We start from the raw sequence: 23,450 nt of genomic DNA on the forward strand, positions 1-23,450 counted from the left end.
CAATGTACTTAGCATGCTAACTATCATACTTGTTTAGCAGGCTAAGTAAATAGTGTGATGCTGATCATGTTTCTGGTCGGATCTTTCGTTGGTGAGGGCGAGCAGCATTCGAGCCCCTGATATTATTCTCGGGGCTGATCCACTCGAGGCTCTCTTGCCGATTCGGATATTGCGCCGTGAATGGAGGATATCCGGCGATTATTTTCATGAAATTTTCAGCTTCAGTGAGCAGCTCTTTTTTTATCCGCTAATATTGATGGGGTTATAAAACAAGGGGGAAACGGGTTGTGGATGGATATGACAGTGGATGTGTGTATCTGGCAATTGAAGCGCTGTTGAGTGATGGAGAATATGGTGCAGAGTCACACCATGGCGTGAATCGGGAAGGCGCAATCAGAAGTACCGATATCAGTCATGATTTTGACCCCGCCAATATTCCATTGCTGTTGGCAGAATAGACCTGACTATGTGTGATCCTTGTGAGTTCAAGCCAGTGCTCTGGTATTCGCTGGCTTGGCTCATCACTATTTCAATCTCCCCTTTTTGTATCTTTCTCCTCACCCTTTTTCATCGTGCGTGCTTCCTGCACGCCGACTCAAACACTGATGTGGCAAGCCGTGGCACTCGCGTTATGGTGATGACATTGCCCGCTGATTATCACTCACAGGATCTGTGGCGATAAATGGTCGCAGAGCTTGTCATCTGGCTCTGTTATTTCCCCGAAGGGGGAGAGATCATCGCATCGTTATTACTGCTGATCACCCAAATATCCGCCATTGGGCTCGCTCGTTTTATCGCCCTATTTCCTGACTTGGTCGGGTATCGGATGTCTGGTGTTCTATTGCGCAGCACGCGTTGGTGGCACCATGATGTTTAAGTTTTTAATGTTTTTATATGGCTTTGCAATCTGGCTAACCGACAGGGGAGAGGGGGATCAATAAAGTAGTGGCCACAATCACACGCAGAGTACATAACAATGAAAAACCTCTCACCCCTACAAACCACACAAGAAAAGGCCGCCTTTATGGGCGGCCAACAAATTGCCGGTATGCCGCTCTTTATATTTCTGGGGCTGGCGACCTGTGTTCTCTTTTCCGGCTGGAATGGCTCGTTGCCGCTGGGCATGGTCGGTGCGCTGGCGCTGATGTTTGTGCTGGGCACCCTGCTGACCGAGCTGGGTGAGCGGATCATGCCAATCCGTGAATATCTGGGGGGTGGCACCATCCTCGCCATCTTCGGCGGCGCCGCCCTGTTCGAATATCAGCTGTTGCCGGTGCAGGCGGGGCAGGTCATCACCAACTTCATGAAGGAGGGGGGCTTTCTCAACTTCTTTATCGCCAGTCTGGTGACTGGCTCCGTGTTTGGCATGAGCGGCGCTTTGCTGAAAAATGCCGCCATGCGCTATCTGCCGGTCATTCTTGGCGGCGTAGCGCTGGCATTGCTGAGCGTGGGGCTGGTCGGCTCCCTGATGGGGTATGGCTTCAAGAATGCGGTGTTGCTGATCGGCCTGCCCATCATGGGCGGTGGCATGGGCGCCGGTGCGGTGCCCCTGGTGGAGATCCTCTCCGGCCCGATGCAGATGTCCAGTGCGGATCTCTTGTCGCGCATGGTACCGGCGGTGGTGATCGCCAATACCCTGGCCATTCTGGTGGGCTCCCTGCTGGCGCGCCTTGGTCGCCGTTATCCCTCCCTGACTGGCAACGGCAAGCTGATGGTCAAAGAGAATAGCCAGAGCATTGCTGACGAGCAGGCCGAAGCGCCGACCCTGCAGAGTCTGGGTATGGGGCTTTTTATCAGCTCCAGCATGTTTGTGCTGGGTTCCCTGCTTGGCAACTTTATCCCCATGCACCCCTTCGCCCTGATGATTTTGGCGGTCGCCTTTATCAAGGTGAGTGGCCTGCTGCCGCGCCGTTATGAGCAGGCGGCAGCCGACTGGTATCAGTTTGTGGTGAGCAACCTGACTCCCTCCCTGCTGGTGGGGATCGGTGTCGCCTACACCAGTATTCCGGAGCTGATCAGCGCCTTCTCCATCAGTTACTTCGTGCTGGTCATGGTCACCGTGATCGGTGGTGCCCTCGGCGCGGCGCTGGTGGGCCGGATGATCGGTTTCTATCCCATTGAGGCGGCCATCACCGGCGGGCTCTGCATGGCCAACATGGGCGGCACCGGCGACGTAGCCGTGCTCTCGGCGGCCCAGCGGATGAAGCTGATGCCCTTTGCCCAGATATCCTCCCGTCTTGGCGGCGCCGTGATGCTGATCCTGGCTACTGCTCTTATCTCCCTGCTCGCCTGATACCGGATTGAGGAACAAACAAAATGAACGACATCATGATGGGCACCAGCCTGCCCTATGCAGAACGCAAGCGTCAGGGCGTGCGGGGGCGTATGCCCCACAAGGAGGAGTCCCTCTCCCAGCAGCGGCGCCGGATCTACCGACTGGTCAGCGCCATGCAGAGTCCGTTTGACCAGCATCTGTTGCTGCGCCAGCTGCAGGAGGACAATCCTGTACTCTTTTACGATCTGGTGCGCCACCATCTGCCTGAGTTGCTGCCGATCATCTACACCCCGGTGGTGGGGGAGGCGTGTCAGCGCCACAGCGATCTCTATCTGCGCAGCCACGGCCTCTACCTCTCCTGGCACGACCGGGATGATCTTGAGGACATCCTCGAGTCGGTGGAGCAGGAGGTGGACGTGATCGTCATCTCCGATGGCGAGCGGGTGCTGGGGCTTGGCGATCTCGGTATCGGCGGCATGGGGATCTGTATCGGCAAGCTGGCGCTCTACTCCGCTGCTGGCGGCATTAACCCGGCGCGCACCCTGCCGCTCTGCGTCGATGTGGGCACCAACAATCCCGAGCTGCTGGAGGATGACTCCTACCTCGGCTGGCAATCCCCGCGCATCGACGGCGAGAGCTACTACCACTTCATGGACAAGGTGGTGGCCGCCATTCGCAAGCGCTGGCCGCAGGTGGTGCTGCAGTTTGAAGACTTTGCCGGCAAGCATGCCGCCAATCTGCTGACCCGTTATCGGGATGAGCTCTGCATGTTCAACGACGATATTCAGGGCACGGCGGCGGTCGCCTCCGCCTGCGTGCTGGCCGGTCTGCAACAGGCGGGGACCACCCTCAGTGATGCCCCGGTGCTGATCGTCGGAGCGGGCTCTGCCGGTTGCGGCATCGCCGCCATGCTGGCCCAGCTGGCGGGGAGTCACGACGGCGTCTGGTTGTTTGATCAGGATGGGGTGGTCTGCTGCGATCGTCCCAACTTGACTCGCGCCCAACAGCCGTTTGCCCGTGCCGTGGAGGAGGGGAGCAGTTCGCTGCTGGAGACCATCCGCCAGGTGCGCCCGGCGGTCTTGATTGGCGTGAGCGGTCAGGGCGGCCTCTTTACTGACGAGGTGTTGCAGGCGATGGGGGAGGTGTGCGAGCAACCGGTGATCCTGCCACTCTCCAACCCGACCCGCAGCGCCGAGGCCACCCCCGAGCAGGTGTGGGCCGCCACAGATGGCCGCGCTCTGCTGGCCACCGGCAGCCCCTTTGCGCCGGTTACGGTGGCCGGGGAGCGGCGGGGGGTCTCTCAGTGCAACAACGTCTATGTCTTCCCGGGGATCGGTCTCGGAGCCTGCGCCGTCAAGGCGCGCCGCATCAGCGATGGTATGTTGCTGGCCGCGGTGCGGGCAGTCGGCGCCTATCCGCTGGTGGCGGGCCGGCTGTTGCCCCCCATCGAGCAGGTGGGAGAGGTGGCCCGCGCCGTCGCCAGAGCGGTGGCGCTCTGTGCCCGCGAGGAAGGATTGGCCGATTTTGTCGGCGATCCGGCACCTTTGATTGACCAGACCTGGTGGCATCCGCACTATTGGGCAGCGTCCTGACGTTTTAAGGTATGTGCATGAAACTTCGCCACCAGTTGGTCACCCTCTCTCTTGGGCTCTCCCTGCTGCTGATCCTCATTCTGGGCAGCCTGCTGGCCCTCTTTATCCGTCATCTGCTGGAGAGCAACCTGCAGGATAAGGGGAGTGATCTGGCACGGGTCATGGCGGCCGATACCCGGGTGGTCGAGGCCCTGCGTCAGGGCAGTGATCCGACTCTGCGCGACTATGTGGAGGCGGTCTGCAACCGCACCGATGCCACCTATATGGTGGTGACCGACGAGCATGGTCGCCGCCTCAGCCACCCCAACCCCGAGCTGGTGGGACAGAAGTTTCGCGGTGAGGATATCTGGCCCGCGCTGCAGGAGCGGCGCAGCTACTGCTCCAAGGATCGGGGCACCATGGGGCCGGCGATCCGTTGCTTCTCCCCGGTGGTGGGCGGGGATGGGCGCGTCATGGGGGCCGTGGTGGTGGGCTATCTGATGCAGCAGGTGGAGGGCATCTATATGGAGCGGGTGGCCCTGCTCATCAGCGCCATTGTGGCGGTGCTGGGGTGCGGCCTGCTGCTGGCGCTCTGGGTGCAATATTTGCTGCGCAAGACCCTGCTTGATCTGGAGCCGGAGGCGATCGTGCGCCGCTTCACTCTGCAGGATCTGGTGCTGGAGCACATCACTGAAGGGGTCATCGCCCTCGATGGCCGCGGCAACATCAACATGATCAACAGCACCGCCAGCTATCAGTTGCGGCTGCCGGTCACCGGGCGCCACGCCCTGCAGGGGCAGTCGCTGGCGGAGCTGGTGCCGCCCCTTGCCCCCTGTCTGGAGCAGGAGGGGGGAGAAGTGAGTTTCACCATTCAGGGGGAGTCCTTCGTCGGCCGCTGGCAGGCGGTGCAGGGCAAGGCGCCGGGGCGACTGCTGATCTTCAGCCGTCCGGAGGTGGCCGCCAGTCTGGGGGTGCAAGTGACCCACCTGCGCCAGTATGCCGAGATGCTGCGGATGCAGAGCCACGAGTTTGCCAACAAGCTGAGCAGCCTCTCCGGCCTGTTGCAGCTGGGCCATGTGGATCAGGCGGTGGAGCTGATCCAGCAGGAGAACGAAGCGTGCCAGACCATGCTGCAGGAGCTGCTGCGGCTGATCGACAACAAGCCGGTGGCGGGGCTTATTCTCGGCAAGTTCAGCCGGGCTCGCGAGCTGGGGGTGACCCTGGAACTCGATCCCGACTCGGCGCTGGCGGAGTATCCGGCTTCGGTTTCGGCCGATCTCATCACCCTCATTGGCAACCTGCTGGACAACGGCCTGCAGGCAGCCTGGCGCAACCGCCAGCAGCGGCCGCCGCGGGTGCTGCTCTCTCTGTGCGATGTGGGGCGGCGACTGGTGATCGAGGTGGAGGATAGCGGCGAGGGGGTCGACGAGGAGTTGGCCGACCATCTGTTCGATTACGGGGTAAGTCGCCAGAGCGGCGATCACGGGGTGGGTCTGTTCCTGGTCAAGGAGACCGTGGGTCGGCACGAGGGTGTGATAGAATGGCGGCGAACCGCCGAGCAGACCACCCTGTTTGGTATCTACTTGAATAAAAACCAATTAATGTGAGCCATGGACCCAATAATCACGCTTGTTATTGAAGATGACGATCGGATCGGTGCCATCTTGTCAGAACTGGTAGCGGCGACACCCGGTTTCTCCCTGCTGGGGCGGGCTGGCACCCTGGCCCAGGCCGATGCCATGATGGCCGGTGTGGTGCCCCAACTGCTGCTGGTGGATGTCTCCCTGCCCGATGGCTCCGGCCTTGAGTGGGTGAGCCGCCTGCGCAGCCACAACCGCGAAGCCTATGTCATCATGGTGACCGCCTCGCGGGATGTGGAGACCATCCAGCAGGCCCTCAACCTGGGGGTTCATGACTACGTCATCAAACCATTGCGGCTGTTTCGCATCCAGCAGAGTCTGGACGAGATCCTGCAACTGCACAGCCGTCTGTGCGAGCGGGGTCGGCTGGAGCAGGAAGATCTCGACAAGCTGCTGGGCAAGGGAGGGCGCTCCCAGCTCAAGGAGATGCGCGTCACCCCCAAGGGGATCGACAGCATCACCCTGCGTCAGGTACTGGATCTGTTGGCTGGTGAGCCGGAGAACGTCTTCTCCACCGACACGGTGGCGCTGCGACTCTCCCTCAGCCGCACCACGGCGCGCCGCTATCTGGAGTATCTGGAGTCGGAAGACAGAGTCGATGTGGATCTCAACTATGGTCAGCGGGGGCGGCCGGAGCGGCGCTACCGCTGGCGCCGGGCCGGTTGAGATGCTCACTGGCGTGTATTGCAGAAACAACAAGGGAGCCATGGGCTCCCTTGTTGTTTCCGGATGATGTACGTTTTCAGGCTGCTTCCCGTTCGGCTACCGGCGCACGCCCCTTCAGCTGGGAGGCCATCACCCCGCCCAGGATCAGCCCGCCCCCCAGCAGGTGATAGCCGTGGATCGGCTCGCCCAGGCCGACGACGGCGATCAGCGCCGTACAGAGCGGCATCAGGTTCATAAAGACCGAGGTGCGCTCGGCGCCCATGCAGGCGAGGCCGCGCATCCAGCAGTAAGCCGCCAGCAGAGAGGAGGCGAGCCCGGCAAAGAGCACCAGTCCCCACCCTTCGGCTGGCACCGCCATCGAGTCGGCGCTGAGAGCGAGTGGCACCAGCAGTAGCACCGCCAGCAGGATCTGCATATAGAGGTTGAGCCAGGGGCCAAACGGCAGGTGCCAGCGGCGGATCAAGAGGCCGTAAAGGGCGTAGCTGGCGGAGCCGAGCAACATCATGCCATCCCCCGGGTTGATGCCGTTATGGAGCAGGGCGAGCGGCTCGCCCTTGCCAAGCAGCCAAAGCACCCCGAACAGGGAGATACTCATGCCGAGCAGTGCCTGTTTGCCGGGACGCTGGCCGAAGAAGAGCGCCCCTTGCAGCAGGGTGAGCAGCGGAATGAGGGAGCCGATCACCCCCATATTGGTAGCCGAGGTGCTGTGTGCGGCGTAGTAGGCCAGACACTGGTAGAGCACCATACCGAGCGCCGCTAGCACCAGCAGCTTGCCGAGCCAGGGGCGAACCTCGCTACGGCGGCGCCACAGCTGCGGCAGGCAGAAGGGGGTCAGCGCCAGGGCGGCGATCACCCAGCGATAGAAGGAGATAGCCGCGGGGTCGAGCACGCTGGCGGCCGCCTTGGACACCACGGTATTGGTAGCCCAGATCAGCACCGCCATCAGCGGAAAGAGAAGAGGGGAAAAGATTCGCATCAGAGGCTCCTTATTAACAGGGGGCCAAGTCTACCCTTGTCTTTATATTATCAAGTAGCGTAAAACAGACAGATGACCCAGCAGAAAAGACAACTCTTTCTGATGCACCTTATTCCGGCCCACACGGGCTGCGTCTGCCCGCAACTGATGGCTGCTTTTGACCTGTGCCGGAGACCGAGCCAACAGGGCGTTGCATCACGCCTGCTCCTCTCTCTCGCTGACAAGGGGCGCTGATGGCCACTCACCAGTTTCAGCCGGTAGATGTCGTTCTGCCCGCTCCCAATCCGCTCTTTTTCAGTTACCAGCAGATGCTGGCCGACAGCGCGACCGTGCTGCACTCCCACCCCTGGGGCCAGCTCAACATGATCAGTCTGGGGATCATGGAGATAGAGCTGGGGGATCAGCGACTGGTGGCCCCTGCCGACTACCTTATCTGGGTACCGGCGGGTCTCGACCACACCTCCTACAACGAGCAGACCCTCGACTACACCTCCATCTACGTCAGCCACGAGCTGGCGGCCAAGCTGCCGCCAGAGCCCAGATTGCTGCTGCTCACCCCGCTGATCCGCGCCCTGCTGAGCGACTTTTGCGAGCGGCGGGTAGGCCATATGGTGGATGAGTGGGATCAGCGCCAGGCCGAGTTGTTGGTGGAGCGACTGGCGCGCACTCGCTGTCAGGAGAGCTACCTGCCGATGAGTCAGGACAAGCTGCTGGCTCCCATGCTGGCGGCGTTGCACAGCGATCCTGCCGATCCCCGTACTCTGGCCCAGTGGGCCGGACAACTGCACACCACAGAGCGCACCCTGGCGCGGCGCTGTCTGCGGGAGTTGGGGATGAGCTTCGGCCAGTGGCGGGCGCGGCTGCGGTTGCTCAAGGCACTGGCCTGGCTCAAGGGGGACATGCCCATTCAGGAGATCAGCTGGCGGCTCGGTTACGGCTCCACCTCGGCCTTTATCGCCATGTTCAACCGGGAGCTGGGCTGCTCCCCCCAGCGTTATCGCCAGCAGTCGACAGTGCGGGTTGGCACTGCGCTTGAAAAACGTGACAGAGAGCTGTGAACTCCTTGATAAGTGGCATGTTTCTTGTGATTCACGGGGTTATCATAGTGGCTTGTTATCGCGTGCTATCCGAGGCCACCGCCTGTTCCAGTTGCACGGGTATTCCTATTGATACGATGGGGTCAGCATGATCGCTTCCAGTTCCCGTTTTGCCGAGTTGCTGTTCTGGTATTTGCTGGCGCTGACTGGCTGCTCCATCCTGCTGTTCGAGTTTGGCCCCGAGCGGGTGCTTGATATCAAGGAGTGGCCGCTCTCGGTAAGCGTGTTGAAGGCGGTGGATGCTGCACCGGGAGCGGTGAGTTACCGTCCCTCGGCCGATGGTAATCCCGGCGTAAAGTGTGTACTGACTGCGAGCCCCGAGAGTTATCCCAGCTGTGGTCTGGTTCTCACCCTGACCGCGCGCGAAAAGGGTATCAATCTTGCCCGATTTAACACTCTCCATATTCGCTTGAGCGTGACGGGGGGCGAGGAGCAGGATTGGCGTTTCTACTTGCGCAACTACAATCCGCTTTTCGACAAGATGGATGACCCATTGCAGTCCAAATTCAACGAAATCATCTTTCGCCCTGCCGATTACGGCAAGGACCACGAGGTGCCTCTCGACGTGTTTACCCCGGCAACCTGGTGGATCAAGCGCTACAAGGTGCCGTTACAGTTGCAGGGGCCTGATCTGAGCCGGGTCTACGCCATCGAAATTGCTGCGGGGTCATATATGTCGCCGGGTGAGTATGGTGTGGTGATCGAGGAGCTGCAGTTTCATGGCAACTGGCTTGAGCCTACCCTTTTCTACCGGTTGATCCTGTTTGTCTGGTTTATCTATGGCTGTGCAGTCTTTCTGGTTAACCACCTCGCCATGAAGCAGCGTTTGTTGCATGCCCATCAGGCTAAGCTTGAGGTGGAGGTGCTGAACCGTACCCTGAGCGAAGAGAATCGCCGCACCCGTGAGGAGGCCTGTTATGATCCACTGACCGGTGCTTTCAACCGGCTTGGTGGTGAGCGACTGCTGGCCGATATAGCTGATCTGTCGTTTTCCTTCATCTATATCGACGTTGACCACTTCAAACAGATCAACGACATCCACGGTCACCCGGTGGGTGATGAGGTGCTCAAGCATCTGGTCAGCGAGATCCTGCGCCATTGTGATGCGCTCTGCCATCTGGTGCGCTGGGGCGGTGAGGAGTTCGTGCTGGTCTGCCTTCACTACGATGAGCTGCGGGCCTGTGCGCTGGCCGAGCGGTTGCGCGCTACCCTAGAGGCTGATATCCACTGGCCGTCCGGGTTGCGGGTGACAGCCTCGTTCGGGGTGGCTGAGCGGGCGGGTGAGTCGCCGGAGCAGGTGCTCAAACGTGCCGACGAGGCGCTCTATCAAGCCAAGACGCAGGGTCGCAACCGGGTTGCGAGCCACTGACTGCGATGCGTCGAGATGCCGTGTGCTTTATTCCAATATCGCTTTCAACATGAGCAAACAGTTATGACACAACACATAGGGGCGCTGACCCTGCTGGTGGCTGATTACGATCAGGCCATTCGCTTTTTTACCGAGGGACTTGGCTTTGTGCTCCTGGAGGACACTCCTCTTGATGAACCGGGCAAACCGGGCAAGCGCTGGGTGCGGGTTGCCCCCAAAGGCGCCTCCGGTTCTGCACTGCTGCTGGCACAAGCGGCCAATGCGCAGCAGCAGGCCGCCATCGGCCAGCAGGGCGGTGGCCGGGTATTTCTGTTCCTCGAGACCACTGATTTCTGGGGGGATTACCAGCGCATGCAGGCGTACGGTGTTCATTTTTGTGAACAGCCCCGCGATGAACCATATGGCACCGTGGTGGTATTTGAGGATATCAGCGGCAACCGGTGGGACTTGTTGCAACGTACTGCTGCCAACTGAATCTGAAAACGTTTATCATCCCGCCTGTCATAAAGTCATAAAAGTGTCACAGAAAATTCTAATAATTGGCGCACCCATCTTCACAGAGGAGAGAGAAGGGAATGGCTAAGCGAATTCTGGTGGTCGAGGACGAAGCACCGATCCGCGAAATGCTCTGCTTCGTGTTGGAGCAGAAGGGATATGAGACGATTGAAGCGGAAGATTACGCCGATGGACTGGCGAAGGTGCGCGAACCCTACCCCGAACTCATCGTGCTCGACTGGATGATGCCGGGCGGCAGTGGCATCCAGTTTATCAAGCAGCTCAAGCAGGATGAGGTGACGCGCCAGATCCCGGTGGTGATGCTCACCGCTCGCGGTGAAGAGGAGGACAAGGTGCGTGGTCTGGAGGCCGGTGCCGACGACTATATCACCAAGCCGTTCTCGCCCAAGGAGCTGACCGCTCGCCTCCATGCTGTGATGCGCCGCGTGTCGCCCACTTCGGTGGATGAGGTGATCGAGGTGCAGGGGCTGAAACTCGATCCTGTCTCCCACCGGGTCAGTGCCGAAGAGAAGGCGCTCGACATGGGGCCGACCGAATTCAAGCTGCTTCACTTCTTCATGACTCACCCCGAGCGGGTCTACAGCCGTGAACAGCTGCTCAACAATGTCTGGGGTACCAATGTGTACGTCGAGGACAGAACCGTGGATGTGCATATTCGTCGCCTGCGCAAGGCGATTGAAGAGACAGGGCACGACAGATTGATCCAGACGGTGCGTGGAGCCGGATACCGCTTCTCAACCCGTCTCTAGAGGCAGTTATGTTGCAACCTTACGCCTGGCGGCGACAGTTGTGGCGAATGGCGTTTTTTTACGCCCCCTTCGCATTGGTTGGCTGGTTGATTGATCATCTTGCCCTCTGCCTGTTGGTGGCGGCCGTGTTGCATCTGGGCTGGCACTATCGCTTCCAGAAGCGGCTCTCTGACTGGCTGTGGCACGACCGCAGCCTGGTGCCCCCCAGCGGCAATGGCAGCTGGGAGTACATCTTTAACGGTATCTACAAGCTGCAGCAGCGTCACCGCGCCCGGCGCCGCGAGCTGGCGGGGCTGATCCGCCGCTTCCGGGAGGGTGCCGAGGCGCTGCCCGATGCCGCCGTGGTATTTCGCACCGATGGCAGCATCCTCTGGTGCAACCGGCTGGCGGAGCAACTGCTCGGTTTTCGCTGGCCGGAGGATGCCGGCCAGCATATCGGCAACCTCATTCGCAATCCGGCCTTTAACGCCTATCTGGGCAAGGGGTTGTATGACGAGCCCCTCGAGATGCACTCCCCGGTCAATGAGGAGAAGTTTCTCGAGTTTCGCATCATGCCCTACGCCTCGGATCAGGCGATGCTGGTGGTACGGGATGTCACCCGCTTGCGCAGTCTCGAGAAGACCCGCAAGCACTTCGTTTCCAACGTCTCCCACGAGCTGCGCACCCCGCTGACTGTGCTCAAGGGCTATCTTGAGATGACCGAGGAGCCGCCCCCGCCCGCCATGTGGGCCAAGGCGCATCGGGTGATGATGGAGCAGACCATCCGGATGGATAATCTGGTCAATCAGCTGCTCACCCTCTCCCGTATCGAGGCGGCCCCGACCGTGGATCTCTCCCATCTGGTGGACATGCCTGCCATGCTGGGGCTGCTGGAGCAGGAGGCGCGAGCGCTCTCGGGCGAACGGGCCCACCAGCTCGAATTTGTGGTGCAGCCCAATCTGCTGGTGCGCGGGGATCAGGAGCAGTTGCGCAGTGCCGTCTCCAACCTGGTCTATAACGCCATCCACTACACCCCGGCGGGGCGAAAAATTACCGTGGAGTGGCGCAAGCAGGGGGCGATGGCGTTGTTTGCCGTGAGCGATGAAGGGGAGGGGATTGCTCCCGAGCATCTGGCGCGGCTGACCGAGCGGTTCTATCGGGTCGACAAGGCACGCTCGCGCCACACCGGCGGCTCAGGCTTGGGCCTTGCCATCGTCAAGCATGCCCTCAGTCATCATGACTGCCAGCTCGATATCGAGAGCCGGGTCGGCCTTGGCAGCCGCTTCAGCTTTCTCATTCCGAGTCGCATGGTGGTGATTAAATAGTCTTTTCTGGCAATGGGTTAGCTGCAAAAAGAGGGCCTTTGAACGGGCCCTCTTTTCATTTGTTCAAATCTGTCGCCATGTCATTAAAGTGTCACATTAAATCCATAAATTTGTCACTGCCAGGTCAGATACTGGCGCCGTCTTAAGAACGGACCTTCTGTAACTTTGGAGAGATTGGATGAAACTCAACAAACTGGCTGGTGTAATCGGATTCACCGCAGCAACCCTGTTTTCTGTCAGCGCCCTGGCTGCCGGTGTGGATAAAGACCTGCCGGATTACACACCGACCAGCGGCATTTCGGGCAACCTGTCCTCTGTCGGCTCGGACACTCTGGCCAACATGATGACCCTGTGGGCCGAAGAATTTAAGCGTTTGTACCCCAACGTCAACGTGCAGATCCAGGCCGCCGGTTCTTCTACCGCCCCGACTGCCCTGACCGAAGGTGTTGCCCAGTTCGGTCCGATGAGCCGTGCCATGAAGGCCGGTGAAGAGGAAGCTTTCGAGAAGCGTTACGGCTACAAGCCGACTGCCATCCGCGTTGCAGTCGATGCCCTGGCGGTGTTCGTCAACAAGGACAACCCCATCAAGGGGCTGACCATGCCGCAGATCGACGCCATCTTCTCCAGCACCCTCAAGTGCGGCGAAGCCAAGGCTGCCACCAAGTGGTCTGATCTGGGTCTGGATGGCAACTGGTCCAGCAAGGATCTGCAACTGTTCGGTCGCAACTCCGTATCCGGTACCTACGGTTACTTCAAGGAGCACGCCCTGTGTAACGGCGACTTCAAGAGCGGCGTGAACGAGCAGCCGGGTTCTGCCTCCGTGGTGCAGTCTGTCTCTGCCTCCCTGAACGGCATCGGCTACTCCGGTATCGGTTATGTCACCTCCGGCGTGCGTGCAGTACCGCTCTCCAAAGATGGCAAGACCTTCATCGAAGCGACCTCCGATAACGCCATCACCGGCAAGTATCCGCTGTCACGCTTCCTGTACGTTTACGTGAACAAGCATCCGAACAAGCCGCTCTCCCCGATGGAGCAAGAGTTCGTCAAGATGATGCTCTCCAAAGCAGGCCAGAACATCGTTGCCAAAGATGGCTACGTGCCGGTGCCGGCCAAGGTGGTACAGGCTGACCTGAAAAAGCTGGGTATCATGTAACTGCCTGCAGTCAGCATGCCCTGATAAAACGAGCCCCAAGCGGGCTCGTTTTGTTTTTGGCGGCTGTCAGTTTTGTTAATAGCGCTGGATGGATATTTTTCCGCCAGCCGGGGGCTGGCTCCCTTGCTTAGCAGGGCGGCATTTCCGAGAATAGGGCAACGTTATGGCAAAGGATCCCTTCATGATTGCGTCCCTCACCAAGTTTGGCCTGGTAGCCCTCTGTAGTTCCCTGTTGGTCGCTTGCGCCCAGTCGCCGACCGGCCGCAGCCAGATGCTGCTCTACTCTCCCCAGCAGATGAACCAGCTGGGCGCCGACTCCTTCGAGCAGATGAAGAAGCAGGAGAAGGTGAGCAAGGATGCCAAACTTAACGCCTATGTCTCCTGTGTTGCCAAGGCGGTGACCGCCCAGGTGCCAGCCAGCTATGGCATCACCAACTGGGAAGTGGTGGTGTTTGACTCCAAACAGGTCAACGCCTTCGCCCTGCCCGGCGGCAAGATTGGTGTCTACAGCGGCCTGCTCAAGGTGGCCAAGAATCAGGATCAGTTGGCGACCGTCATCGGTCACGAGCTGACTCACGTACTGGCCCAGCACTCCAACGAGCGACTCTCGCGCAGCCAGCTGGCGGGGATCGGTCTGGCGGCTGCGGACATTGCCATGGGCACCAGCGAGTATCGCGGCGCCACCATGGCCGCCCTTGGCCTCGGGGTCGAGGTGGGGGTGATGCTCCCCTATGGCCGCACTCAGGAGAGCGAAGCGGATCGGCTCGGACTTGAGCTGATGGCGCGTGCCGGGTTCAATCCGGCCGAGGCGATCCCCCTGTGGCAAAACATGAGTGCCGCCGCCGGTGGCAACACCCCGCCGCAACTGCTCTCCACCCACCCGAGCAACGAGAACCGGATCGCCGAGTTGCAGGCGCAACAGGCGCAAGTGCTGCCGCTCTATGAGCAGGCCCGCGCCAACGGTCTGGTGCCCCAATGCAAGGCATAAGCCTGCGCATGGCGCGCAGCGACGATGCCGCCGCCATGACGGTGATGCAGCGAGCCAGCTGGCTCGCTGCCTATGGCCAGGTGCTCGGTGCCGACCTGCTGGAGCAGCTGGACGTCACCGCTCATCTGCAGATCTGGCAGAGCCGTCTGGCCGAGCCGGGCCCAAGGCCCATGCTGCTTTGTCTCGATGAGGTGGTGATTGGCCTGCTCTACTGGCAACCACAGCAGGAAGCGGGGCAGAGCAGCGCCCTGATCCGCGCCTTTTACCTCCATCCCGACCATTGGCGACAAGGCTATGGCAAACGGCTGTGGCAGGCGGTGGCGATGCAGATGCGCCGCGCCGGCTGCCATAGCGTCAAATTGTGGCTGGTCGATGGCAACCACATCGGCGAGGGGTTCTACCTGCGCCGTGGCTTCGTCTTTGATGGCGAGGAGCGCACCCTGATAAGCCTCGGGCAGCCCTGCCTGCAGCGACAAATGAGCCGTTTGCTCTGATCACTCTCCCGTTTTTCGCCTTCGGTCACTTTATTTTTTTTGCGAATTAATACAATGTCCCCCTTGGAACAGAGTTGGATAAACACGGGCTGACAAGGGAGTGCTGGCATGTATTACGGCTTTGATATCGGTGGCACCAAGATCGCTTTTGCGGTCTATGACGGTGCATTGAACCTCTGCCACGAGGAGCGCATGAGCACCCCGGGCAATGATTATGAGGGGCTGCAGCTGCTGATCCGCTCCCGGGTCGAGCAGGCGGATGCCTGCTTCGGCGCACGGGGCTCGGTCGGTATCGGTTTCCCCGGTGTCATCAACAGCCACGATCACAGCATAGTGGCGGCCAATCTGCCCTCCATCAATGGTCGCCATCTGGGCGCCGATCTGGCCGAGCTGCTGGAGCGGCCGGTCAAGGTGGATAACGACGCCAACTGCTTCCTCTGGTCCGAAGTGCATCAAGGGGCAGCTGACGGCGCAGGCAGTGCGCTCGGTGTCACCATCGGTACCGGCATCGGCGGCGCTGTTTATCTGGCGGGCAAGCTTATTCAGGGGCGCAACTGGCTGGCTGGCGAGATTGGTCACTACCCCTTGCCCGCGACCATGCTGATGAAGTACCCCGAGTTGCCCCGTCCCCGTTGCGGCTGCGGCCGTCTGGTCTGTTTTGAAACCTATGCCTCCGGCACCGGTCTGGAGCGTCTCTATCATCATTTCCATGGCCAGCGCGCCACGGGTCACCAGATTGTGGGGCGCTTCGAGGCCCATGAACCCCATGCGGTCGAGACGGTCGACTGCTGGCTGGAGATCATGGCCGCCGGGCTTGCCACCGCCATTTCGGTGATTGATCCCGAGGTGGTGGTGTTGGGGGGGGGCCTGAGCGGCCTGCCCACCCTCTATGAACAGCTGCCGCTGCGTCTGCCCGGTCACTTGCTGCCCGGGGTCGCCCTGCCCGAGATCCGCCAGGCCCGCTTCGGCGGTGCCGGTGGTGTGCGCGGCGCAGCCTTGCTCAATCTATGAGATCAGATGTGGGGTCTGATCTCCCCGAAAAAGGAGTCCTCATGACCCGTCTTGAAATCTGTATCGACAACCTGGAATCCCTGTTTACTGCCCAGCAATCCGGGGCAGATCGCATCGAGCTCTGCTCTGCGCTGGGTCTGGGCGGCCTGACCCCCTCCTACGGTTTTATGCAGCTTGCTGCCCGCCATGCCAGCGTGCCGGTTTATGCCATGATCCGCCCGCGCGCCGGGGATTTTTGCTTTAATGACGGCGAGTTCGAGATGATGCTGCAAGATATCGCGGCCGCACGCGCTGCGGGGCTGCAAGGGGTGGTGGTCGGTTTGCTGGATGAGGAGGGGCGGGTGCCTGCCGCCAAACTCAAACAGCTGGTGGATGCTGCAGGACCGTTGGGAGTCACCTTCCATCGCGCCATCGACCTCTCCTCCGACTGGCGCCTCGATCTGGAGACCATAGTCGCGGCCGGTTGCGAGCGCATTTTAAGCTCGGGCCATGCGCCGACTGCGTTGGCTGGGTTGGAAACCCTGCAGGAGATGCAGCAGGTGCTGGCGGGGCGTGCCAGCCTGATGCCGGGGGCCGGGGTCAATGCCGACAACGTGCGTACCATCATCGAGTTCACCGGAGTGAGCGAAGTGCATATGTCCGGCATGGGCTGGCGCGGCGGCATGGTGCCCCATGGCGTAAATATGGGCACCTCGGATGATGGCCGGGTCAATATCACCGATGGCGCCAAGGTGGCTGCGGTCAGAGCCTTGCTGGATCGCGGTTAAGCAGAGCGCCGCCGTTGGGCGGCGTTCATCCGCATCTTGTGTGAAGTTCCTCCCACTGACGGAGAAATCAGGGGCACCCCCGGCAGCACCCCGGCCAAAAGTCTGATATTATCCCGCCTCTTTACTACATGGATCTGGAGCAACATCTCAATGTCCCAATACGACTCTATCGAACAGAAGGCCAGCTATGGCATCGGCCGCAACATGGGTGATCAGCTGGCGCAGCAAGCCTTCGCCGGTCTGGATATCCCGGCCCTGCAACAAGGTCTGGCAGATGCCCTGAATGGTCTGGAGTTCGCGGTCAGCCGTGACGATATCAATGATGCCTTCCAGGTGATCACTGCGCGTATGCAAGAAGAGCAGGAAGCCGCCGCCAAGGCCGCCGCTGCTGACGGCGAAGCCTTCCTGGCTGATAACGCCAAGCGCGCTGAAGTGAAGGTGACCGACTCCGGTCTGCAGTACGAAGTGCTGGTAGAAGGCAACGGTGCCGTTCCGGTAGCCGGTCAGTCCGTGCGTGTGCACTACCACGGTACCTTCACCCACGGTGGTGTATTCGACAGCTCCGTTGCTCGCGGCCAGCCGGCTGAATTCCCGGTGACCGGCGTGATCGCTGGCTGGGTTGAAGCGCTGCAGTTGATGCCGGTTGGTTCCAAATGGAGGCTCTACATCCCCCACGATCTGGCCTACGGTGCCCGTGGCGCGGGCTCCATCCCGCCTTACTCTGCACTGGTATTTGAAGTCGAGCTGCTGGACATCCTGTGATCCTGCTGGCTTGATGCAAACGGCGACCCTCGGGTCGCCGTTTGTTTTTGGGCTATGTGATAGACAGCATTTGTCGCGACCAGCGGGCTGGAGAGCAGAAAAGGGCGGCACTTTTGCGCTTTTTACTGGTTTTTTCAGAAACGGGAACAGGCATACTGCGACTCATTAGAGAGGATAAGGAGAACCCGATGAGCAAGAAGATGAAGAAAGTAGCGGGGCTTGCTCTGTTGCTGCTGAGTATTCCGGCCAGTGCTGATGCCATGCGCTGCAAGAACGCCCTGATCACCGAGGGAGACAGCACCGCCGAGATGCTGCTCAAGTGCGGTGAGCCGATGTTGCGTGAAGAGCTCAACCGCAACGAGGAGAACCAGTTTGGCAACATGGTGCAGGTCAAATATGGTGAACGCTGGACCTACAACTTCGGCAAGAACGAGTTCATGCGCTTTGTGACGGTGCGCAACGGCATCATTACCGATATCGAAAACGGCCCGCGCGGCCAGTAGCCGGCGGGCAAAGCATGGATGCACAACAGACAGTAGGGCAAGACCCTTTGACTCACATGTCCGGCAAGGGGTCGCGGTGACCAAGTTGTCTGACAGCCAGATTGATCTGGCGAGCCAGTCTTAGCCGCTGGCGGCAGGTCAGGCCATGGAGGCTGATCCTGCCCGCGTTGAATTCAAATGTCCCCAGCGACTCGATGGCAAAATAGCCTCGATGAAAGCTCTTGATGTAACGAGCGATCTGCCGTGGGGATAACTGCTTGAATACCTTCATCACACGGTTCCCTGATTGCCTGGACAGGGCACACTATGGTGTCGGTCGATGACACTGATATGACGGTTTATAAAGATTTGCATGAATCCTTATTTTGCCAGTGAGCTCGGCAAATTGACGGCATCATCGAAAAAGTTGTGCCATGGCAAACCACCGCACCGATATACTGCGGGCTTAAATGGAACAAATAAAAGGGCCTGTGCGTGGAATGGGTTGATGTGGTGGACGAGAATAACCGGGTGATTGGCGTGGCCGAGCGAGCCAAAGTGCGGCGGGAGAATCTCTGCCATCGCGCCAGCTATATTCTGGTGCTCGACGACGCGGATCGGATCCTGGTGCAGCGACGCACCCTCAGCAAGGATTTCTGCCCCGGTATGCTGGATGCCTGCGCCGGTGGCGTGGTCACCACCGGCGAGGAGATGGAGCGCTCCGCCCGGCGCGAGCTGGCCGAAGAGCTGGGGATTATGGATGTTCCCCTGCAGGGCTTTGGCAGCTTTTATGCGGAAGGGGAGGGCTACCGGGTCTGGGGTGGCCTCTTCAGTTGCCGTTATCAGGGGCCGCTGCAGTTGCAGGCCGAAGAGGTGAGCGCGGTGCACTGGATGAGCCTGGCCGAGATTGCCGAGCGCGCCAGCGAATTTACCCCCGACTCCCTGCTTGCCATCGCCACCTGGCAGGCAAGGCGCTGACCAACTTCATATATTATCTTCTCCAGAGACAAGACGGGCAGCCTGATGGCTGCCCGTCTGCCTTTGTGCATTTAGTTGGTCTGCTACACCAGCTTGAGGCGTCGGTTGGTGCGCCCGCAAGCGCTCGGCTTGGCGAGCCAGTGCCCTTGCCAGTCGGTGGCTAGCCGCAGCAGCGGATACTCCAGATCGAGTCGGGTCACCACCAGCTGGCCGGTCTCGTCGCCACTCACAGGATTGCCGCTGGCGGGATCGATGATCTCGACGATGCAGCTCTCGTTGACGATAAAGCCCTGACCGGGCTGACTCTCGTAGGCCACCACCCCCACATCCTGCCACACCAGACAGTTGAGGGCCGCAATGCCATGAATGGCGCGCAGTGGTGCCGTTTCAGGATGGGTGGCTTCGCACAGTAGGGCGCGGCGCAGCGAGTCGCTCGGGATCTCCGCCGCTTCGGCCGCTTCCAGCAGGTCGAGCAGGGTCACCAGCGGGCCGACATAGCCGGTGGGTTGATAGCGCAGTAGAGCCTCCAGCTGGCGCTGTGTATCGTGGGGGCCGCAGGGTACCACGGGAGCCCCCAGCTGGCGGGCGCCGTTATCGAAGATAAAGGCGGTGGGGCCAGCATGATAGTCGTGGCCGTTAAGCATCACTTCCCCCGACTTGAAACCGGCGGCAAACAGGGCCCGGGCGGCGCCCCACCAGTCTGCCCCGGCATATTCGGGGATGGCCAGTTGGCCCGGACAGGAGAAGACCCGCAGCGCCTGACTGGCCGGACGGCCGGTGAGACCGGCGAAGGGGGGATGAGCCTGCTGGGCGGCAAAGAGCTCTTTGCTGTCGAGCAGTGGCAGGGTGGCCAGCTCTGCCAGATCCTCGAGGCGACACTGGCGATAGGCGCTGGAGTAACCGGCGCAATATTGACTGACATGGGTAAGCTGATGATTGAGCTGGTCCAGTTGCTGCTGTTCGCGCATGGCGGGGGGACGAATTTCCAGACCATCGTAATAGTGTTGCATGGGGCCTCCTGGCGCCGTGAAACCAGCTCAAGAGTAGTCTGCCCAAGGGGAAAATGCCTGCCGCTATCCATGGTCAGGCTCAGAGCCGCTGTTAGGCGGCATCGTCACTCTGGGATAAACTGGTGACTTTCCATCACGACTCAGGACGAGAAATCATGATTGCTGTAGGACAACCCCTGCCTGCTGGCGAATTTACCTTTATCACCGCCGAGGGCAAGCAGCAGCGGGATAGCAAGACGCTGTTCGCCGGTAAAAAAGTAGTGCTGTTTGCGGTACCCGGCGCCTTTACTCCCACCTGCTCCAATGCCCATCTGCCCGGTTATGTGGTGCTGGCCGATCAGTTTATGGCCAAAGGGGTGGATGCCATCTGTTGTCTGTCGGTCAACGACGCTTTCGTGATGCGGGCATGGCAGACGGCCCAGAATGCCGAGGCGATCACCATGCTGGCGGATGGCGATGGCAGTTGGACCCGGGCGCTGGATCTGGCCAAGGATACCGGCGCCTTTGGGGGCATCCGTGCCCAGCGCTTTGCGTTGATCGCCAACGATGGTGTAGTCGAGCAGCTGTTTGTGGAGGCACCGGGCAAGTTCGAGGTCTCCGATGCCGAGAGCCTGCTGGCTGCACTGTGAAATGTTAATCACGGTTTGATTTCCCCTTGAAATGGGAGGCGGCACAGCTACACTGGCGCCACTTTCCCATGGTGCCTGCCCGTTCGGGCTGGCGCTTTGTTGCAGATAACAAGAGATGAAGATCCTATGACCCTGGCTTTTGTTGCCCTGATTGCCGGACTGGCGCTGCTGGTCTGGAGTGCAGACAAGTTTGTCGATGGCGCTGCTGCCACCGCCCGTTATGCGGGGATGCCGCCGCTGCTGATCGGCATGGTGATCATCGGTTTTGGTACCTCGGCCCCGGAGATGGTGGTCTCGGCGCTGGCGGCGTCCCAGGGCAATCCCGGGTTGGCGCTTGGTAATGCCTATGGCTCCAACATCACCAATATCGCGCTGATCCTGGGTCTGACGGCCCTTATCAGCCCTATCGCGGTGGCCTCTCAGGTTGTGCGCAAGGAGATCCCGATCCTGCTCGGTATTACCCTGCTCTCCGGCGCCCTGCTGATGGATGGCCATCTGGGCCGGATGGATGCGGTCATTCTGGGGGCCGTCTTCGTTGCCCTGATGGGCTGGTCCATCTGGGCTGGCATGAATGGCAAGGGAGATGCGCTGGATACCGAGACCGCCGAGGATATCGAGAGCGAGGGGATGTCCCTCAAGAGCGCTATCTTCTGGCTGGTGGTCGGGCTGGTGCTGCTGATCGGCGCTTCCCGTCTGCTGGTCTGGGGGGCGGTGACCATCGCACAGGCACTTGGTATCAGCGATCTGGTGATTGGTCTCACCATAGTCGCGGTGGGAACCTCCCTGCCGGAGCTGGCCTCGTCGTTGATCGCCATTCGCAAGAACGAGCATGATCTGGCCCTTGGCAACGTGCTGGGCTCCAACCTGTTCAACACCCTGGCGGTGGTGGGGATCGCGGCGGGTATTCATCCGTTGGATGTGGCGCCGGAAGTGCTCACCCGTGACTGGAGCATCATGATGGGGCTGACCCTGCTGCTGCTGGTGATGTGTCTGGGCCGCAAGGGGCAGGGCCGCATCAACCGGTTGGAGGGGGGCGTGCTGCTCACCTGCTTCGTCGCCTACACCGGCTGGCTGCTGACCAGTCAGTTTATCTGATAGGGGTTGGTGAAATGAGAGAGGGGGAAGCTCAAGCTTCCCCCTCTTGTTTTTGCCCAGTGAACCTGTTGGCGAGCGGTGTGCTCAGGCTACTGCCACCAGCTTCTGCCCCTTCTGGCTGCTGTCCAGAATGAGGATGCTGGCCTTGGGAAAGAAGTTGAAGGTGGAGGCGGAGGCCCAGGTGTAGGCGCCCATCACCTTGCCAACCACCAACTCGCCGATAGCCAGATCCGGCAGCATGATGCCATCGCGGATCACATCCACGCTGTCGCAGGTGGGGCCGGAGAGCACCGAGTTGTGCTGCTCGCTACAGGCATAAGGCGTGCTCACCGGATAGGTGACGTGGTCATAGAGCTGGCCGTTGTAGCTGCCGTAGAGACCGTCATCCAGGTAGTACCAGATCTTGTCGCCACGGTGGGCCTTGCCCATCACGCTTGATACCGAAGTCATGGCCGGCGCGCTGATAAAGCGGCCCGGTTCGGCAATCTTCTGCACGGTAGCGGGCAGCTTGGCCAGTGCTTCGCGGATCGGCGCGCAGAAGCCGTCGATATCGAACTCGCCCCCCTCATAATCCACCGGGAAACCGCCGCCGATATCCAGCACCCAGGGCTTGAGCCCAAGCGCCCAGGCCTGCTCCATGATCTCGCGGCAGGCGTCGATGGCCTGCACATGGCGACGGGCATGAGGCACTTGCGAGCCGACGTGGAACGACAGCCCCATCACCTTGATCCCCTTGGCGTGGGCCAGTTGCAGCAGCGGCAGCGCCTGCTCCGGAGTGCAGCCGAACTTCTTGGAGAGATCGACCTTGGTCTCGGGGTTGGGGAAGCTGACCCGCAGCAGCAGTTTCACTTCGTCCTTGTAGGGAATGAACTTCTCCAGCTCCAGCGGGTTGTCATAGACAAACACGGTGCAGCCAAACTCCAGCGCATAACGGATATCGCTGTCGCGCTTGATGGGATGGGTATGAATGCAACGTCCCGGGCGAACCCCCTGACTGCGCACCAGATCCACTTCGCCGTTGGTGGCCAGATCGAAACAGGCCCCCTCTTCCTTCAAGACAGAGACCACCGCCTCATGGGGCAGGGGTTTGAGTGCATAGTGCAATCGTACATCGGGCAGGGCGGCGGCCAGGGCCCGATACTGTTTGCGGACGGCTGCCTTGTCGAGCAGCAGCAGGGGGGAGCCGAATTGTTCAACCAGCTGACGGTAATCTTGTGCGACCACATCTTTTGCAACCAGGGTCTCGTTCATTCTCTTTTGGTCATCCTTAGGGGGCGTGATATGCCCAAGCCATATGCGATTGAACCGGCGACGGCCGGGTCAGGCGAGCGGTCCGGTGGGACCAACCGAACACAGTGCATAAATTGATAGCAAAGTGCTTGGTTATGCAGCGGATTATCGGCTTATTGATTCTGTGTGCAAGCATTTTGATTGGATATGTCGGCAAGATTTTCTTGGCGAAACGAGAGGGATCACTGTTCTCTATCCACCATTTTTCCCGTTTGGGCCACATTTGATTCGTGAGAGCCTAACTTGTTGATAGTTAACTAACATTTAACATTCTTGCCGCGGTTTTGGCGGTCACTAAAAAAATATAAATGGGGACGGCCAAGTGCGAGACAGCTCACATTTTTTGGATTAACATGCCGACTTCCTAATCCAAACTAGTTCGGATGAAGGTAGCAGGAGAGCGATGGGCAACCATCCACCGAAGAAGTGAATCTTTCAGGTACCGGGCAACCGGTGTGGACTGCTACTGGACGATACTCTGGAGAGACCCGTTAAATCGGGCGCCGAAGGAGCAAGGCACCATGACTAGCCGCAAGGGCAGGCTGGCGCCGGAAACTCTCAGGCAAAAGGACAGAGGGGATGGGATGGTTGTACCTGGGCTTGGCCCGCATCCGATCGCCTTTGGGGA

24 protein-coding genes and 1 riboswitch are annotated in these 23,450 nt (G+C 60.2%); of the genes, 20 read left to right on the forward strand and 4 right to left on the reverse strand.

The annotated features are described in order from the left end of the window. Positions 1-287 precede the first annotated feature (287 nt). From I6L46_RS01860 to I6L46_RS01880, 5 genes are all read left to right on the forward strand, one after another. Complete coding sequence (locus I6L46_RS01860; RefSeq protein ID WP_162838752.1) at positions 288-458, forward strand: hypothetical protein; 171 nt, start codon at positions 288-290, stop codon at positions 456-458. 518 nt (positions 459-976) lie between these two features. Next, positions 977-2,293 (forward strand): 2-hydroxycarboxylate transporter family protein, encoded by a 1,317-nt coding sequence (locus I6L46_RS01865; RefSeq protein WP_013724001.1) that lies wholly within the window; start codon positions 977-979, stop codon positions 2,291-2,293. A gap of 23 nt (positions 2,294-2,316) precedes the next feature. Further along, complete coding sequence (locus tag I6L46_RS01870; RefSeq protein WP_216977237.1) at positions 2,317-3,867, forward strand: NAD-dependent malic enzyme; 1,551 nt, start codon at positions 2,317-2,319, stop codon at positions 3,865-3,867. Positions 3,868-3,884: 17 nt separating this feature from the next. After that, positions 3,885-5,453 (forward strand): sensor histidine kinase, encoded by a 1,569-nt coding sequence (locus I6L46_RS01875; protein ID WP_021229142.1) that lies wholly within the window; start codon positions 3,885-3,887, stop codon positions 5,451-5,453. A 3-nt stretch (positions 5,454-5,456) separates the two neighbouring features. Then, positions 5,457-6,152, forward strand: coding sequence for a response regulator (locus I6L46_RS01880; protein WP_064337037.1), 696 nt, complete (start codon positions 5,457-5,459; stop codon positions 6,150-6,152). Positions 6,153-6,228: 76 nt separating this feature from the next. On the opposite strand, the gene I6L46_RS01885 is transcribed toward I6L46_RS01880, so the two are convergent. Beyond that, entirely contained in the window at positions 6,229-7,128 is a 900-nt protein-coding gene (locus I6L46_RS01885; protein WP_216977238.1) for a DMT family transporter, read from the reverse strand. Positions 7,129-7,361: 233 nt separating this feature from the next. Between I6L46_RS01885 and I6L46_RS01890 the strand changes: the two genes are divergently transcribed. The 12 genes from I6L46_RS01890 (at position 7,362) to I6L46_RS01945 (ending at position 17,841) form a co-directional block, all read left to right on the forward strand. Next, on the forward strand, positions 7,362-8,186 hold the full coding sequence (locus I6L46_RS01890; RefSeq protein WP_216977239.1) for a helix-turn-helix domain-containing protein: 825 nt from the start codon (positions 7,362-7,364) through the stop codon (positions 8,184-8,186). Positions 8,187-8,313: 127 nt separating this feature from the next. Continuing rightward, positions 8,314-9,594, forward strand: coding sequence for a GGDEF domain-containing protein (locus I6L46_RS01895; protein ID WP_042055267.1), 1,281 nt, complete (start codon positions 8,314-8,316; stop codon positions 9,592-9,594). Positions 9,595-9,657: 63 nt separating this feature from the next. Then, complete coding sequence (locus I6L46_RS01900; RefSeq protein ID WP_162511757.1) at positions 9,658-10,068, forward strand: VOC family protein; 411 nt, start codon at positions 9,658-9,660, stop codon at positions 10,066-10,068. 101 nt (positions 10,069-10,169) lie between these two features. After that, positions 10,170-10,859 carry a phosphate regulon transcriptional regulator PhoB gene (phoB, locus tag I6L46_RS01905; RefSeq protein WP_005338414.1) on the forward strand — a complete coding sequence of 230 codons (690 nt, stop codon included), beginning with the start codon at positions 10,170-10,172 and terminating at the stop codon, positions 10,857-10,859. An 8-nt stretch (positions 10,860-10,867) separates the two neighbouring features. After that, positions 10,868-12,163 carry a phosphate regulon sensor histidine kinase PhoR gene (gene phoR, locus I6L46_RS01910; protein WP_216977240.1) on the forward strand — a complete coding sequence of 432 codons (1,296 nt, stop codon included), beginning with the start codon at positions 10,868-10,870 and terminating at the stop codon, positions 12,161-12,163. A 178-nt stretch (positions 12,164-12,341) separates the two neighbouring features. After that, positions 12,342-13,316, forward strand: a complete 975-nt coding sequence (locus I6L46_RS01915; RefSeq protein WP_005338411.1) for a PstS family phosphate ABC transporter substrate-binding protein — start codon at positions 12,342-12,344, stop codon at positions 13,314-13,316. Between the two features lie 181 nt (positions 13,317-13,497). Then, the gene (locus I6L46_RS01920) at positions 13,498-14,304 is read left to right on the forward strand and encodes a M48 family metallopeptidase (RefSeq protein WP_005358873.1); all 807 of its coding nucleotides are present in this window, start codon (positions 13,498-13,500) and stop codon (positions 14,302-14,304) included. After that, positions 14,292-14,798, forward strand: a complete 507-nt coding sequence (locus tag I6L46_RS01925; protein WP_216977241.1) for a GNAT family N-acetyltransferase — start codon at positions 14,292-14,294, stop codon at positions 14,796-14,798. Before I6L46_RS01920 ends, I6L46_RS01925 begins: the two co-directional genes overlap by 13 nt. 108 nt (positions 14,799-14,906) lie before the next feature. Next, on the forward strand, positions 14,907-15,809 hold the full coding sequence (locus tag I6L46_RS01930) for an ROK family protein (protein WP_216977242.1): 903 nt from the start codon (positions 14,907-14,909) through the stop codon (positions 15,807-15,809). A 41-nt stretch (positions 15,810-15,850) separates the two neighbouring features. Beyond that, the gene (locus tag I6L46_RS01935) at positions 15,851-16,576 is read left to right on the forward strand and encodes a copper homeostasis protein CutC (protein WP_216977243.1); all 726 of its coding nucleotides are present in this window, start codon (positions 15,851-15,853) and stop codon (positions 16,574-16,576) included. A 150-nt stretch (positions 16,577-16,726) separates the two neighbouring features. Further along, entirely contained in the window at positions 16,727-17,338 is a 612-nt protein-coding gene (locus I6L46_RS01940) for an FKBP-type peptidyl-prolyl cis-trans isomerase (RefSeq protein WP_216977244.1), read from the forward strand. 188 nt (positions 17,339-17,526) lie between these two features. Beyond that, complete coding sequence (locus tag I6L46_RS01945; protein ID WP_069526295.1) at positions 17,527-17,841, forward strand: DUF2845 domain-containing protein; 315 nt, start codon at positions 17,527-17,529, stop codon at positions 17,839-17,841. Positions 17,842-17,893: 52 nt separating this feature from the next. Here I6L46_RS01945 and I6L46_RS01950 read toward each other — a convergent pair whose 3' ends face one another. Continuing rightward, entirely contained in the window at positions 17,894-18,112 is a 219-nt protein-coding gene (locus I6L46_RS01950) for a DUF1107 family protein (protein ID WP_005338403.1), read from the reverse strand. A gap of 203 nt (positions 18,113-18,315) precedes the next feature. Here I6L46_RS01950 and yfcD point away from each other — a divergent pair, with 203 nt between their 5' ends. After that, a complete protein-coding gene (gene yfcD / locus I6L46_RS01955) occupies positions 18,316-18,798 on the forward strand; it encodes an NUDIX hydrolase YfcD (RefSeq protein ID WP_139399531.1) in 483 nt (160 codons plus the stop codon). Between the two features lie 83 nt (positions 18,799-18,881). On the opposite strand, the gene I6L46_RS01960 is transcribed toward yfcD, so the two are convergent. Next, on the reverse strand, positions 18,882-19,808 hold the full coding sequence (locus I6L46_RS01960; protein WP_216977245.1) for a phenylacetate--CoA ligase family protein: 927 nt from the start codon (positions 19,806-19,808) through the stop codon (positions 18,882-18,884). A gap of 155 nt (positions 19,809-19,963) precedes the next feature. Between I6L46_RS01960 and I6L46_RS01965 the strand changes: the two genes are divergently transcribed. Both I6L46_RS01965 and I6L46_RS01970 read left to right on the forward strand, forming a co-directional pair. Continuing rightward, entirely contained in the window at positions 19,964-20,437 is a 474-nt protein-coding gene (locus I6L46_RS01965; RefSeq protein ID WP_216977246.1) for a peroxiredoxin, read from the forward strand. 126 nt (positions 20,438-20,563) lie between these two features. Next, positions 20,564-21,532: a calcium/sodium antiporter gene (locus I6L46_RS01970; RefSeq protein WP_043818872.1), complete on the forward strand. Its 969-nt coding sequence runs from the start codon at positions 20,564-20,566 to the stop codon at positions 21,530-21,532. Between the two features lie 84 nt (positions 21,533-21,616). Here the strand turns inward: I6L46_RS01970 and I6L46_RS01975 are convergent, their stop codons facing one another. Further along, positions 21,617-22,783, reverse strand: coding sequence for a type III PLP-dependent enzyme (locus tag I6L46_RS01975; protein ID WP_216977247.1), 1,167 nt, complete (start codon positions 22,781-22,783; stop codon positions 21,617-21,619). A 507-nt stretch (positions 22,784-23,290) separates the two neighbouring features. Then, positions 23,291-23,406: riboswitch (glycine riboswitch) on the forward strand. Positions 23,407-23,450 lie beyond the last annotated feature (44 nt).

The sequence above is a fragment of the Aeromonas sp. FDAARGOS 1416 genome, from assembly GCF_019048085.1.
Lineage (GTDB): Bacteria > Pseudomonadota > Gammaproteobacteria > Enterobacterales > Aeromonadaceae > Aeromonas > Aeromonas veronii.

Excerpts from the sequence above, each read along its gene's own strand:
- I6L46_RS01965 (WP_216977246.1), top strand. The coding sequence starts at position 19,964 with ATGATTGCTGTAGGACAACCCCTGCCTGCTGGCGAATTTACCTTTATC.
- I6L46_RS01940 (WP_216977244.1), top strand. The coding sequence starts at position 16,727 with ATGTCCCAATACGACTCTATCGAACAGAAGGCCAGCTATGGCATCGGC.
- I6L46_RS01870 (WP_216977237.1), top strand. The coding sequence starts at position 2,317 with ATGAACGACATCATGATGGGCACCAGCCTGCCCTATGCAGAACGCAAG.
- I6L46_RS01970 (WP_043818872.1), top strand. The coding sequence starts at position 20,564 with ATGACCCTGGCTTTTGTTGCCCTGATTGCCGGACTGGCGCTGCTGGTC.
- I6L46_RS01885 (WP_216977238.1), bottom strand. The coding sequence starts at position 7,128 with ATGCGAATCTTTTCCCCTCTTCTCTTTCCGCTGATGGCGGTGCTGATC.
- I6L46_RS01930 (WP_216977242.1), top strand. The coding sequence starts at position 14,907 with ATGTATTACGGCTTTGATATCGGTGGCACCAAGATCGCTTTTGCGGTC.
- I6L46_RS01865 (WP_013724001.1), top strand. The coding sequence starts at position 977 with ATGAAAAACCTCTCACCCCTACAAACCACACAAGAAAAGGCCGCCTTT.
- I6L46_RS01915 (WP_005338411.1), top strand. The coding sequence starts at position 12,342 with ATGAAACTCAACAAACTGGCTGGTGTAATCGGATTCACCGCAGCAACC.
- I6L46_RS01895 (WP_042055267.1), top strand. The coding sequence starts at position 8,314 with ATGATCGCTTCCAGTTCCCGTTTTGCCGAGTTGCTGTTCTGGTATTTG.
- I6L46_RS01875 (WP_021229142.1), top strand. The coding sequence starts at position 3,885 with ATGAAACTTCGCCACCAGTTGGTCACCCTCTCTCTTGGGCTCTCCCTG.
- I6L46_RS01880 (WP_064337037.1), top strand. The coding sequence starts at position 5,457 with ATGGACCCAATAATCACGCTTGTTATTGAAGATGACGATCGGATCGGT.
- I6L46_RS01960 (WP_216977245.1), bottom strand. The coding sequence starts at position 19,808 with ATGCAACACTATTACGATGGTCTGGAAATTCGTCCCCCCGCCATGCGC.
- I6L46_RS01935 (WP_216977243.1), top strand. The coding sequence starts at position 15,851 with ATGACCCGTCTTGAAATCTGTATCGACAACCTGGAATCCCTGTTTACT.
- I6L46_RS01925 (WP_216977241.1), top strand. The coding sequence starts at position 14,292 with ATGCAAGGCATAAGCCTGCGCATGGCGCGCAGCGACGATGCCGCCGCC.
- I6L46_RS01890 (WP_216977239.1), top strand. The coding sequence starts at position 7,362 with ATGGCCACTCACCAGTTTCAGCCGGTAGATGTCGTTCTGCCCGCTCCC.
- I6L46_RS01945 (WP_069526295.1), top strand. The coding sequence starts at position 17,527 with ATGAGCAAGAAGATGAAGAAAGTAGCGGGGCTTGCTCTGTTGCTGCTG.
- I6L46_RS01950 (WP_005338403.1), bottom strand. The coding sequence starts at position 18,112 with ATGAAGGTATTCAAGCAGTTATCCCCACGGCAGATCGCTCGTTACATC.
- I6L46_RS01975 (WP_216977247.1), bottom strand. The coding sequence starts at position 22,783 with ATGAACGAGACCCTGGTTGCAAAAGATGTGGTCGCACAAGATTACCGT.
- I6L46_RS01900 (WP_162511757.1), top strand. The coding sequence starts at position 9,658 with ATGACACAACACATAGGGGCGCTGACCCTGCTGGTGGCTGATTACGAT.
- phoB (WP_005338414.1), top strand. The coding sequence starts at position 10,170 with ATGGCTAAGCGAATTCTGGTGGTCGAGGACGAAGCACCGATCCGCGAA.
- phoR (WP_216977240.1), top strand. The coding sequence starts at position 10,868 with ATGTTGCAACCTTACGCCTGGCGGCGACAGTTGTGGCGAATGGCGTTT.
- I6L46_RS01920 (WP_005358873.1), top strand. The coding sequence starts at position 13,498 with ATGATTGCGTCCCTCACCAAGTTTGGCCTGGTAGCCCTCTGTAGTTCC.